Origin of the sequence: Jiangella endophytica (assembly GCF_003427025.1) — a bacterium.
Classification (GTDB): domain Bacteria; phylum Actinomycetota; class Actinomycetes; order Jiangellales; family Jiangellaceae; genus Jiangella; species Jiangella endophytica.
Genome location: NZ_QVAI01000005.1, coordinates 263,517 through 275,787, shown reverse-complemented (window position 1 = coordinate 275,787; position 12,271 = coordinate 263,517). Strand labels below are relative to the sequence as shown.

At 74.2% G+C, this 12,271-nt stretch carries 10 protein-coding genes; 3 read left to right on the top strand and 7 right to left on the bottom strand.

Annotated elements, in window-relative coordinates; genetic code table 11:
• Nucleotides 1–15: 15 nt before the first annotated feature.
• On the top strand, nt 16–1,167 hold the full coding sequence (locus DZA62_RS13120; protein ID WP_157987641.1) for a hypothetical protein: 1,152 nt from the start codon (nt 16–18) through the stop codon (nt 1,165–1,167).
• A complete protein-coding gene (locus DZA62_RS13115; protein ID WP_116949339.1) occupies nt 1,164–1,679 on the top strand; it encodes a hypothetical protein in 516 nt (171 codons plus the stop codon). Before DZA62_RS13120 ends, DZA62_RS13115 begins: the two co-directional genes overlap by 4 nt.
• 44 nt (nt 1,680–1,723) lie before the next feature.
• Here the strand turns inward: DZA62_RS13115 and DZA62_RS13110 are convergent, their stop codons facing one another.
• Nucleotides 1,724–2,422: a sirohydrochlorin chelatase gene (locus tag DZA62_RS13110; RefSeq protein ID WP_198663706.1), complete on the bottom strand. Its 699-nt coding sequence runs from the start codon at nt 2,420–2,422 to the stop codon at nt 1,724–1,726.
• 50 nt (nt 2,423–2,472) lie between these two features.
• Between DZA62_RS13110 and DZA62_RS13105 the strand changes: the two genes are divergently transcribed.
• Nucleotides 2,473–3,888 (top strand): threonine/serine exporter family protein, encoded by a 1,416-nt coding sequence (locus DZA62_RS13105; protein ID WP_116949337.1) that lies wholly within the window; start codon nt 2,473–2,475, stop codon nt 3,886–3,888.
• 8 nt (nt 3,889–3,896) lie between these two features.
• Here the strand turns inward: DZA62_RS13105 and cobA are convergent, their stop codons facing one another.
• From cobA to DZA62_RS13075, 6 genes are read right to left on the bottom strand one after another with little or no spacing between them, the layout of a single operon-like run.
• The gene (gene cobA / locus DZA62_RS13100; protein WP_198663705.1) at nt 3,897–4,619 is read right to left on the bottom strand and encodes a uroporphyrinogen-III C-methyltransferase; all 723 of its coding nucleotides are present in this window, start codon (nt 4,617–4,619) and stop codon (nt 3,897–3,899) included.
• Entirely contained in the window at nt 4,616–5,782 is a 1,167-nt protein-coding gene (locus tag DZA62_RS13095; RefSeq protein WP_232827418.1) for a uroporphyrinogen-III synthase, read from the bottom strand. Before DZA62_RS13095 ends, cobA begins: the two co-directional genes overlap by 4 nt.
• Nucleotides 5,779–6,120, bottom strand: coding sequence for a nitrite reductase small subunit NirD (gene nirD, locus DZA62_RS13090; RefSeq protein ID WP_116949335.1), 342 nt, complete (start codon nt 6,118–6,120; stop codon nt 5,779–5,781). Before nirD ends, DZA62_RS13095 begins: the two co-directional genes overlap by 4 nt.
• Nucleotides 6,117–8,618: a nitrite reductase large subunit NirB gene (gene nirB / locus DZA62_RS13085; RefSeq protein ID WP_116949334.1), complete on the bottom strand. Its 2,502-nt coding sequence runs from the start codon at nt 8,616–8,618 to the stop codon at nt 6,117–6,119. Before nirB ends, nirD begins: the two co-directional genes overlap by 4 nt.
• On the bottom strand, nt 8,615–10,096 hold the full coding sequence (locus tag DZA62_RS13080) for an FAD-dependent oxidoreductase (protein ID WP_116949333.1): 1,482 nt from the start codon (nt 10,094–10,096) through the stop codon (nt 8,615–8,617). Before DZA62_RS13080 ends, nirB begins: the two co-directional genes overlap by 4 nt.
• Nucleotides 10,093–12,192 carry a molybdopterin oxidoreductase family protein gene (locus tag DZA62_RS13075; RefSeq protein ID WP_116949332.1) on the bottom strand — a complete coding sequence of 700 codons (2,100 nt, stop codon included), beginning with the start codon at nt 12,190–12,192 and terminating at the stop codon, nt 10,093–10,095. The genes DZA62_RS13080 and DZA62_RS13075 overlap by 4 nt, the downstream gene beginning before the upstream one ends.
• Between the last annotated feature and the right edge of the window lie 79 nt (nt 12,193–12,271).

The following is a 12,271-nucleotide window of genomic DNA, read 5'->3' as shown; positions in this document are numbered from 1 at the left end:
ACCTTCGAGAACGTGGTGAGTGGGTCGAGCGGCCAGAGCGTGCTGCGTCAGGCGGTCGAAGGGCTCCTGCGCGCCCGCGCCGACGCCGAGCGCGGCCTCGACGACGTGACCGCCTGGGTCACGAGGGCCGCGCTCCGTCCCTCCGAGACCGCGCGTGCCGGGCGGCACCCCCTCGCCCGCCGCGCCGCCGACGACGCGGCGATGCCGGCCGGCGCCATGCCCGGCGCACTGGCCGCGCTGTCGGCCGCCACCCGCACCGCCATCGCCACCGAGGTGCACGCCCTCCTCTCCCTCCTCGCCGTCGACCATCACCAGCTGCCGCCGCTGCCTCCGCTCGACGCCAGGCCACTCGCCGGGCCCGGCGACCGCGCGTTCCTCTCCGCGTTCTCCGAGGGCTTCGCCCGCTCCTACGTGGCGACCGTGCTGGGCGATCTCTCCAGCGGCCGCCCCACCTCCAAGGCCGACGCCGCCGCCCATCCCGGAGCCCAGCAGGCCACCATCGACGCCGCCCGCGACCGCATCGTGGCGGCGGTCGAGCCCGAGCATCGGGCCCTCGTCCGGGCCTGGCTGTCGCACCCGGACTGCCATGCGGTCGAGATCCACGGTCCGCAGGTCGGCGACCGCGACCTCGAACTCCGAGCCGGCTGGACCCGCCCACCCGACCACGGCGCCGAAGGCGCCGACTCCTGGCGCGTCCGCGACGACGGCAAGGTCGTGTCGAAACACCAGGTCATGGTCGATGCCGGCGCGTTCACGAGTGCTGATGCCTTCGTGCGACCGCTCGAGGCCTTCATGACAGTGGCACGCCGACATCCGGACGGCATCGAGGGTTTCCTCCGGGACCACTCCGTCGATGGTGTCGCGCCGTTCTTCATCAACGCCCAGCTGGGCAGGCTGGCTCCCGGCGACGCGGTGGCACACCGCGGCGCGGGCACCGGCACTCCGCAGGCCGCTCGCGACTGGGTGAGAATGCGCCGCGACGCGATGAAGAAGGACCACGAGTGCATCGCGCCGGTGCGTACCATTCCGTACGACCCGATCGCCGACGGGCCCGATCCAGGCGTACGACTCGTGTTCAAGCGTGGCGAGGACGGCTGGGTCATGGTGACGTACTACCCCAGCGACAGCCCTGCACCGGACAACCAGCGTCTCGAGGACATCACGTGATCCCACGCAGCCAGAACTTCCGCGGCTATCTCGGCGGCTGGTTCAGCGCCGAGACCGACTTGACGCTGTACATCGAGGCGTGCGAGCGCGTACCGGCGTGGCTGGCCGAGGACAACCGGGGCCTCACAGAGTTCCGCGACGAACTGGCCACGCACATTCGCGAGTCGTCCTTGCCGCCTCGGCACAACGACTCCCAGTGGGGCACCGACGAGTGGCTTCGCGACATCTGGTTCGACGCGTTCGGGCCGGAACCGGCGCCCGGCGACCCTTACCCCGTCCCCGCCGTCCAATGGGGACGGGTCCGGCTCACCGACTACATGCTGCACGCGGTCGACGAGGACGAGGAGGGCAGCAGCGACGGCGCCACGGCGTGGCTGGCGGCCCGCGGCCTCACCGCCCAGGGCGTGTACGACGCGATCTCGGGCGACACGGTGCGGCGGCCGGAGCCGGACGGCTATGCCGAGCACCTGCGCCGCCTGACCGAGGCCGGACTCCGCGAACAGCTCCCGTGATCATCAACCTTCTGCGTCGTGATAGCAGCGCAAAAGGTTGATGATCATGGAACCTCGTCCGCCGAGACCGCGACGCGGTAGCGGTCGGCGATCAGCGCGGCGACCAGCGGGTGCGGCCCGATCGGCGGGGCGACGAGGTCGGCGCCGGAGGTGGCGAGGCGTTGCTGGAAGAGCCCGGGCGCCAGCAGGTAGGACGCCACGCCGACGGTCGCGTGGCCGGCGGCGCGCAGGGACGAGACCGCGTCGGGCACGGACGGCGACGCCGTGGTGACGTACGCGGGTTCCACCGGGCGGCCGAGCGCCGACGACAGCAGGGACGCCGCCACCGCGACCTCGGCCAGCGCCGACTCGTCGGACGAGCCCGCCGCGGCCAGCACGACCGCCTCGGGCACGCCGTCCGGCGCGACCGACCGCAGCCGCGCTTCCACAGCGGCGACGACCGCCGCGTCGGGGCCGAGCGCCGGTGTGACGATCGCCCGCCCGCCGTCCGAGGCCACCGCGGACGGCACGTCCACCCGCACGTGATAGCCCGACGCCAGGAACATCGGCACGACGACCGCCCGCGCCCCCGGCGCGACCCCGGCCAGCACCGACGACAACGTCGGCGAGATCACGTCCACGTACGCCACCCGCACGTCCACGCCGGGCAGCAGAGCCCGCACGCGCTCCAGCAAGGACGACAGGACGACGGGGCCTTCGGGGGCGCGGGTGCCGTGCGCCACCGCTACGAGTACATCGCTCACGGGACCAGTCTCGCTCGACGCCGGCTCACCGATGTTCGTACCGTCGGATCATGACACCCGACGAGAGCGCACAGGGCCCGTTCCGGCAGCGTGCCCGCCGGGTGGTCCGGCCGGAGGGTCCGCCGACCCAGCCGCTGGCGATCCGCGGCATGCAGAGCCGCCTGACGGCGGACGAGGAGCGGCGGGTCCTGGACCTCATCCTGCGCACCGGCGACGCGATGGTGGCGACGGGGGCGCCGGTGGCGGACGTGACGGCGGCGCTGTTGCGACTCGCGGCCGGGTTCGGGGTGACCCGCCTGCAGATCGACATCACGTTCATCTCGATCATCGCGTCCATCGACCGCGACGACGACCCCATCACCAAGGTCCGCGTCATCACCGTGCGCAACTCCGACTACAGCCGCCTCGCGGAGCTGTTCGACCTCGTCGACGAGGTGCATCGGGAGTCGCTGACGCTCGACCAGGCACAGGACAAACTGGATGAGATCCTGTCGGCGCCGCATCCGTACCGGCGCTGGATCGTGACGCTGGCGCTCGGCCTGATGGCGTCGGGCGTCGCGCTCCTGCTGAACGGCGGGCTGCTGGTCGCACTGGTCGCGGCGGTCACCACGATCCTCATCGACCGCACGCTGCGCACCCTGCGCCGCAAGGGCCTGCCGTACCTGTTCCAGCAGGTCATCGGCGCCGGGCTGGCGACGGTCGTCGGGTTGGCGGCGTTGTGGGCGACGGACCGGTTCGGCTGGTCGCCGACGCTGCTGCCGCCGTCGCTGATCGTCGCCTCCGGCATCGTCGTGCTGCTGGCCGGGCTGTCGCTGGTCGGCTCGGCCGAGGACGCCATCGCCGGGTACCCGCTGACGGCGGCCGCGCGGACATACGAGGTGGTGCTGCACACCATCGGCCTGGTGGTCGGCATCGGCGTCATGCTCGACCTCGGCCAGCGCGCCGGCATCCCGCTGACCATCCTGGAACCGGGCACGCTGAACATCCCGACCACGATCCAGATCCTCAGCGGCGGCCTCATCGCCGGCGCCTGGAGCCTTGCGTCGTACACGCGGGCGCGCACGATCCCGGTCGTGGTCGGCGTGGGCATGGTGGCGGCCGGCGTCCTGCTGCTGGGCCGGCAGGTCCTCGAGCTCGGCCCGGTCGGCTCGTCCTTCCTCGCCGCGCTGGTGGTGGGCCTGATCGCCGGCGGGCTGAGCGAACCGCTGAGGACGCCGAACCTGGTCATCTCGGTGTGCGGCATCACGCCGCTGCTGCCCGGCCTCGCGATCTACACCGCGATGTACCGCATGGTCGAAGCGAACGACATCGTCGGCGGCACGGGGCAGCTGATCGCCGCATTCGGCATCGCGCTGGCGCTGGCCGCAGGCGTCACGCTCGGCGAGTTCCTGGCCACGCCGCTGCGCTCGGAGATGGACCGCTGGCAGCGCCGGGTGGCCCGCCGCGCCCACGGCACCCGCAGCTGAGCGGCCGGTCACGACGCCAGTAGGTCGCGCAGCGCGACCACGTCACCCACCACGACGACGGCGGGCGGCTCGATCCCCTCCGCCGCGCAGTCGACGGTGTCCAGCGTCGCGACGACGACCCGTGCCCCGCTGGACACCACCACGGCCACCGGCGTGCTCGGCCGCCGGCCACCGCGCACGAGCCGAGCGGCCAGAGCGGCCAGGTGCGTCACACCCATCAGCACGACGATCGTGCCGGTCCCGGCCGCCAGCCGGTCCCAGTCGACGGTCGACTCCGGCGAGTCCGGATGCGCGTGCCCGCTGACGATCGTCACCTCCTGAGTCACGCCGCGCTGCGTCACCGGGATGCCGGCCAGCGCCGGGACGGCGATCGCGCTGCTCACGCCGGGCACCACCTCGTACGGGACGCCGGCCGCCGCGCAGGCGAGCGCCTCCTCACCGCCGCGGCCGAAGACGTAGGGGTCGCCGCCCTTGAGCCGGACGACGCGCAGCCCGCGGCGGGCGCGATCGATCATGAGCGCCTCGATCTCGCGCTGGCTGCGGCGGTGCTGGTGCGGCTCCTTGCCGACGTCGACGATCTCGACGTCCGGGCGCAGCGCGTCCAGCAGTGACCGCGGCGCCAGCCGGTCCACCAGCACGACGTCGGCCTGCTTGAGCAGGTCGAACCCGCGCAGGGTGAGCAGTCCCGGGTCGCCCGGTCCCCCGCCGACGATCGCGACATGACCCGTCACGACGACCCCCCGTACTTCACCGATCCGGCGGCCTCGGGCTCGTAGGCCAGCCGGTAGCCGCGCTTCACCACCGTCTGGACGACGCGCGCCCCGACGGCGCCGCGCAGCCGGGTGACCGCCATCTCGACGGCGTGCTCGTCGCTGCCGCCGCCGGGTAGGACGGCGAGCAGCTCGGCCCGCGACACGACGACGCCGGGACGCCGGGCCAGCTCGGCCAGCACCGCCATCGGCCCGGGCGGCAGCTCGCGCGCGACCCCGTCGACGACGACGGCGTGCCCGCGCAGCTGGACGGCGTGGCCGGCGACCCGCAGCGTGCGGCAGCGAGCCGGCAGTTCGGCGACGATCTCGCGGACGAGCGCGCCCAGCCGCGAGCGCGCCGGCTGCACGGTCGCGATGCCCAGCCGCTCCAGCCGCGCCCCGGTCACCGGCCCCACGCACGCGGGCAGCACCGACGACGACAGCGCGGCCGTCACCTCCGACGACAGCCCCATCGACGAGGCCAGCGACAGCAGGCTGGCCACGGCCGGCGCGCTGGTGAACACGACGCAGTCGACCTGCCGTGCCGCGACCGCCTCGACCAGCCGGCCCAGCGGCGCGACGTCGTCCGGCGGCACCCAGCGGTACACCGGCACCATCACGACCGACGCCCCGGCGGCCTCCAGCGCGTCGGTGAAGTCCGGCAGCGGCTCGCCGTGCAGTTGGACGGCGATGCGGCGGCCGGTGAGGTCCTGCGCCAGCAGGTGCTCCAGCACCTCGGCCGACGACTCCGACGGCGGCGCCCAGTCGTCGGTCAGCCCGGCGGCCCGCATCGCGCCGCGCGCCTTCGGCCCCCGCGCCAGGAGCGTGGCCGATCCAAGCCGCTCCAGCAGCCGCTCGCCCAGGCCCCAGCCGTCGGCCGCCTCCATCCAGCCCCGGAAGCCGATCCCGGTGGTCGCGACGGCGATGTCGATCGGCTCGTCGATGCAGGTGCGGGTCGCCGCCAGCAGCTCGGCGTCGTCGTCCAGCGGCACGATCCGGATCGCCGGCGCCTGCACGACCCGGGCGCCGCGCCGTTCCAGCAGCGCGCCCAGCTCCTCGCGGCGGCGCGCCGCCGTCACCGCCACGGTGAAGCCCGACAGCGGCAACGCACCGGCGCCCACGGCGGCCGACGAGGCCACCGTCACGGCACCGCCACCTCCACGTCGCCGTCGCGCACGCGCACGTCGTACACCGGCACGGCGACGCCCGGCTCGTCCAGGCATTCCCCGCTGACCAGCGAGAACACCTGCTTATGCATCGGCGACGCGACGGTCGGGAGGGTGCCGCGGGAGCCGACGATGCCGCGCGACAGCACATAGGCGTCGCTGAACGGGTCGTGGTTGGCCAGCGCGAACACCGCGCCGTCGTGGGTGCGGAAGATCGCCACCTGCTCGCCGCCGACCAGTGCCGCCACCCCGCGTTCGGGCAGCAGCCGGTCGAAGCGGCAGACGGCGGTCCACGTCTGGACGTCGAGAACGGTCATCGGCGCACCACCTCCAGGGTCGGGCCGGCCACCACCGGGCGGATCTGCCCGCGCTCGGTGACGAACCGGATGCTCGGGTCGGGGGCATCGGGGGCGTTGACGAACGAGACGAACCGGCCGAGCTTCTCCTCGTCGTCGAGGACGGCCGCCCATTCGTCGGTGTAGGAGCCGGCGTGCCGCTCCATCGCCGTTTCCAGATCGGCGCACAGGCCGAGCTCGTCGTCGACGAGGACGCGACGCAGGTAGGCGAAACCGTCGCCGTGCTCGTCGGTGAGCGCCTCGATCCAGGCGGACGTGCGCTGGAGCCGGTCGGCGGTGCGGACGTAGAACATGAGGAACCTGTCGACGAGGCCGACCAGCTCCGCGTCGGAGAGGTCGGACGCGAACAGCTCCGCGTGCCGCGGCCGGAACCCGCCGTTGCCGCCGAAGTAGAGGTTCCAGCCGTTCTCCGACGCGATGATGCCGACGTCCTTGCTGCGGGCCTCGGCGCACTCGCGGGCGCAGCCGGAGACGCCGGCCTTGATCTTGTGCGGCGCCCGCAGCCCGCGGTAGCGCAGCTCCAGCATGATCGCCAGCGACGTGGAGTCCTGCACGCCGTAGCGGCACCACGTCGAGCCGACGCACGACTTCACCGTCCGCAGCGCCTTGCCGTACGCGTGCCCGGACTCGAACCCGGCGTCGACCAGCCGTTTCCAGATAGCCGGCAGCTGCTCGACCCGGGCACCGAGCAGGTCGATGCGCTGCCCGCCGGTGATCTTGGAGTAGAGGCCGAAGTCGCGGGCCACCTCGCCGATCGCGATCAGGCCCTCCGCCGTCAGCTCGCCACCCGGCACTCGCGGCACGACCGAGTAGGTGCCGTTGCGCTGGATGTTGGCCAGGAAGTGGTCGTTGGTGTCCTGCAGCGCGGCCTGCTCGCCGTCGAGGATGTGCCCGCCGCCGAGCCCGGCCAGGATCGACGCGACGACCGGCTTGCAGATGTCGCAGCCACGCCCGCGTCCGTGCCGCGCGATGATCTCGCTGAACGTGCGCAGCCCGGTCACCCGGACGATGTCGAACAGCTCGGCCCGGCCGACGTCGAAGTGCTCGCACAGCGCCGGGTTGGCCTCGACGCCGGACTGCGTGAGCAGCGTCTTCAGCAGCGGGACGCAGCTGCCGCAGACGGTGCCGGCCCGCGTGCACGTCTTCAGCGCCGCGACGTCGGCGCAGCCCTCGTCGTGGATCGCCGCCCGGATCGCCCCGGCGCTGACGTTCTGGCACGAGCACACCTGCGCGTCGTCGCCGAGGTCGGACGTCGACGGCCCGGCCAGCAGCAACTTCTCCGGGGTGTCGGTGAGCGGCTGGCCGACCATCGTCCGCAGCGCCGCATAGGCCGACGCGTCGCCGACCAGCACGCCGCCCAGCAGCCTGGACGCGTCGTCGGTCACGACCAGCTTCTTGTAGACGCCGCCGACCGGGTCGGCGTAGACCACCTCGAGCGCGTCCGGCGCCGCCCCGTGCGCGTCGCCGAAGCTGGCGACGTCGACGCCGAGCAGCTTGAGCTTCGTGGACGTGTCGGCCTCGGCGAACGCCGCGTCGCCGTCGAGCAGCCGGTCGGCCACCACCTCGGCCATGTCGTAGCCGGGCGCGACCAGCCCGTAGACGCGGCCGCCGGCCAGGGCACACTCGCCGATCGCCCAGATCGCCGGGTCCGACGTCAGGCACGTCTCGTCCACGACGATGCCGCCGCGCTCCCCGACCGCCAGCCCGGCAGCGCGGGCCAGCTCGTCCCGCGGCCGGATGCCGGCGGAGAACACGATCAGCCCGGTCTCCAGGGACGACCCGTCGGCGAACGTCATCCGCAGCCCGTCGTCGGCGGCGGAGATGCGCTCGGTCGCGGTGTCCAGCCGGGCGGTCAGCCCGAGCGCCTCGACCTTGCGCCGCAGCACCTCACCCCCGCCGTGGTCGACCTGCGCCGGCATCAGCCGCGGCGCGAACTCCACCACGCTGGTCGCCAGGCCCAGCGAGAGCAGCGCGTTGGCCGCCTCCAGCCCGAGCAGCCCGCCGCCGATCACCACACCGCTGGTCACCGACGCCGCCCGCGACCGGATGGCGTCCAGGTCGTCGATGGTCCGGTAGACGAAACAGCCGTCCAGGTCCGCCCCCGGCACCGGCGGGACGAACGGCCGCGAGCCGGTGGCCAGCACCAGCGCGTCGTACGCGACGGCCCGTCCCGACGCCGTCGTGACGACCCGCGCCGCGCGGTCGATGCCGGCCACCGCGTCGCCGAGCACCAGCTCGCAGTCGGCGTCGTAGCAGCCGTCCGGCGCCAGCCGGAGATCCTCCTCGGTCGTCCCGGTGAGGTACGACGTCAGCGCGACCCGGTCGTAGGCGGGCCGGGGCTCCTCGCCGAGGACGGTGATCCGCCACCGCCGCTCCGGGTCGCGTTGCCGGACCGCCTCGACCAGGCGCTGCCCGACCATGCCGTTGCCGACGACGACGAGCTGACGTGGTGCGCTCATGCGGGTACCTCCACGGTCGATCGGGACGCGAGCAGCGCGGCGACGTCGGACCGGCAGCCGCCGCAGCCGGTGGTCGCCCGGGTGGTGACGGCGACCTCGGCGACGGTGTCCGCGCCCGCGTCGCGGGCGGCGCGGACCCGGCCGGCGGTGACGCCGTTGCAGCGGCAGACGGTGTGGTCGTCGGGCAGATCGGCGGGGTCCGGCGCGGCTCCCGCGCCGACGACGCCGGGGAAGATCAGCGCCCGCCGGTCGGCCGGCACCGGCTCCGCACGGTCGAACAGCTGGGTGACGGTGCCGACGGTCTCCGGGCCGCCGAGCATGATCGCGCCGGTGACGCGGTCGTCGCGGATCACGACCTTCTGATAGGTGCCGCGGGCCGGGTCGGCGAACCGCAACACCTCCAGGCCGTCGTCGGCGTCGAAGTCGTCGACGTCCGTCTCGCCCATCGCGGCGAGGTCGACGTCGGCCGCCTTCAGCCGGGTGACGATCGCCGACCCGTCGTAGCGCGTGGACCCGCCGGTGAGCACGTCCGCCAGCACCCCGGCCTGCTCCCAGGCCGGCGCGACCAGCCCGTACACCTGGTCGTCGTACTGCGCGCACTCGCCGATCGCGTGGATCGACCGGTCGGTCACCGAGGTCATGCTGTCGTCGACGACGATTGCCCGGCCGGTCTCCAGGCCGGCGGCCGCCGCCAACCCGGTGTTCGGGCGCACGCCGCAGGCGACGACCACGAGGTCGGCCGGGAGCCGCGTGCCGTCCTCCAGCCGCAGGCCGCGCCCGCCGCCGCCCCAGCCGTCGGTGAACCGGACCGCCCGCGCGTTCAGCCGCACCCGGACGCCGAGCTCGCGCAGGGTCCGGGCCAGTACCCGGCCCGCGTCGAGGTCCAGCTGCCGTTCCATCAAGCGGTCCGCCGGATGCACGACCTCGACGTCGATACCGCGCCCGGCCAGCCCGCGGGCCGCCTCCAGGCCGAGCAGCCCGCCGCCGAGCACGACCGCGTAGCGCACCCGGTCCAGACGGGACAGCATCGCCCGGCAGTCGCCCAGCGTGCGGAAGACGACGACGTCGCGGTCCAGCTCGCCGTCGTCGCCGACCAGCCCGTCGATCGGCGGCACCCACGGTCGGCTGCCGGTGGCCAGCACCAGGTGGTCGTAGGGCAGGTGCTCGCCGGCCGTCGTCAGGACGCGGCGGCGCCGGCGGTCGATCGCGGCCACCTCGACGCCGGTGCGCAGCTCGACGTCCTCGGCGGCGTACCAGGCCGACGGTACGGTCTCGATCTCCGCCGGGGTCAGCGAGCCGGCCAGCACCGACGACAGCAGCACCCGGTTGTACGCGGCCTCCGGCTCCGCACCGAGCACCGTCACCTCGAACCGGCGGGACAGATCCCGAGCCCGCAACTCCTGGACGAACCGGGCGCCGGCCATGCCGTGTCCGACGACGACGATCCGGGTGATGACTGCATCGGTCGGTCGGCTCATTCGACACAGCCTCCCTGGGGCACCCGCTCCAGCCGGACCGCGCAGACCTTGAACTCCGGCATCCGCGACACCGGGTCGAGCGCGGGGTTCGTCACCCGGTTCACCGCCTGCTCGCCGCCCCAGTGGAACGGCATGAACACGGTGTCCGGCCGGATCGTCGTGGTCAGCCGGACCCGGCCGACCGCGTCGCCGCGCCGGCTGACGACCCGGACCAGGTCGCCGTCGGCCAGCCCGCTGCGGCCGGCGAGGTCGGGGTGGATCTCGACGTGCGGCTCCGTGACAGCGGCCGCCAGCGCCGGGACGCGGCGGGTCTGCGCACCGCTCTGGTACTGCTGCAACACCCGGCCGGTCGTGAGATAGACAGGATGCTCCGCGTCGACGTCCTCGGCCGGCGGCCGGTGCTCGACGGCGACGAACCGGGCCCGGCCGTCCGGCGTCGGGAAACCGTCGGCGAACAGCCGCGGGCTGCCCGGGTGCTCCGCCGACGGGCACGGCCAGAACACCCCGCCCTCGGCGTCGATGCGGTCCCAGCCGATGCCGGCGTAGTCGGCGACACCGCCGGCGCTGGCCCGGCGCAACTCGTCGTAGACGGTCTCCGGGTCGGCGCTGAACGGCGCCTCGCACCCGAGCCGCGTGGCGAGATCCGTCAGGACGTCGAGCTCGGTGCGCACGCCGGACGGTGGCGCGACGGCGCGGCGCCGGCGGATCACCCGGCCCTCCAGGTTGGTCATCGTGCCGTCCTCCTCGGCCCACTGGGTGACCGGCAGGACGACGTCGGCCAGCGCGGCGGTCTCGGACAGGACGACGTCGCAGACGACCAGCGCGTCCAGCGCCGCCAGGCGTTCGGCGACGTGCCGGCCGCGCGGCGACGACACCGCCAGGTTGGTCCCGTGCACCAGCAGCGACCGCGGCCCTCCGTCGGTGCCCAGGCTCTCGATCAGCTCGTAGGCCGACGGCCCCGGCCCGGGCAGCTCGTCGGGGTCCACGCCCCAGACCCCGGCGACGTGCGCCCTGGCGGCCGGGTCGTCGATCTTCCGGTAGCCGGGCAGCTGGTCCGCCTTCTGCCCGTGCTCGCGGCCGCCCTGCCCGTTGCCCTGACCGGTGATGCAGCCGAATCCGCTGTGCGGCCGGCCCGGCAGGCCGAGCGCGAGCGTCAGGTTGATCAGCGCCGTGACGGTGTCGGTGCCCTTGCTCTGCTGCTCCGCGCCGCGGGCGGTGAGGACGACGGCGCCGCGGCCGCGCGCACCCGCGGCCAGTTGCGCGACCGTGGCCCGTTGCGCCGCCACCGACACCCCGGTGACGCGTTCGACCCGCTCCGGCCACCACTGCGCCGCGGCCCGCCAGGCCTGCTCGAACCCGGTCGTCCGGTCGTGGATGTAGGCGCGGTCGGCGTGCCCGTCCGCGACCGCGAGGTGCAGCAGCCCGAGCGCCAGCGCCAGGTCCGTGCCGGGCAGCAGGGGCAGGTGCAGGGTCGCGCGGTCGACGGTGGCGGTGCGGCGGGGGTCGGCGACGATCAGCGCGCCGCCCCGGTCGACGACGGCGGCCAGGTGCTGCACGAACGGCGGCATCGTCTCGGCGACGTTGCCGCCGGCGAGCAGGACGGCGCCGGTCTCGGCGAGGTCGGGCAGCGGGAACGGCAGCCCGCGGTCGATGCCGAACGCCCGGTTCGACGCCGCGGCGGCCGACGACATGCAGTAGCGGCCGTTGTAGTCGATGTTCTTCGTCCGCAGCGCGACCCGGGCGAACTTGCCCAACTGGTAGGCCTTCTCGTTGGTGAGGCCGCCGCCGCCCAGCACGGCGACGGCGTCGCGGCCGTGCTCGGCCTGGGTCGCGCGGACCGCCGCCGCGACGACGTCCAGCGCCTCGTCCCAGCCGGCCTCCCGGAACGGGCCCGACCGGTCGTCGCGCAGCAGCGGCGTCGTCAGCCGGTGCGGCGAGTCGAGCAGGTCGGCGGCCGTCCAGCCCTTCTGGCACAGCCCGCCCCGGTTGGTCGGGAAGTCGCGCGGGCCCACGGTGACCCGGCCGCCGGCGTCCGCCGTCAGCGTCATCGCGCACTGCAGCGCGCAGTACGCGCAGTGGGTGGCCGTGGTGCCCATGCCCGCTACGGTGTGAACCGGCGGTTTCCGGCCCGCCTCCGGCACGTTACGCCCGCGATAAATGGGTCGCACTCGCCCG

What these genes read in the sequence shown, in the direction of transcription:
- DZA62_RS13105 (WP_116949337.1), top strand. Translation starts at nt 2,473, where the DNA reads ATGACACCCGACGAGAGCGCACAGGGCCCGTTCCGGCAGCGTGCCCGC.
- nirD (WP_116949335.1), bottom strand. Translation starts at nt 6,120, where the DNA reads ATGACCGTTCTCGACGTCCAGACGTGGACCGCCGTCTGCCGCTTCGAC.
- nirB (WP_116949334.1), bottom strand. Translation starts at nt 8,618, where the DNA reads ATGAGCGCACCACGTCAGCTCGTCGTCGTCGGCAACGGCATGGTCGGG.
- DZA62_RS13080 (WP_116949333.1), bottom strand. Translation starts at nt 10,096, where the DNA reads ATGAGCCGACCGACCGATGCAGTCATCACCCGGATCGTCGTCGTCGGA.
- DZA62_RS13075 (WP_116949332.1), bottom strand. Translation starts at nt 12,192, where the DNA reads ATGGGCACCACGGCCACCCACTGCGCGTACTGCGCGCTGCAGTGCGCG.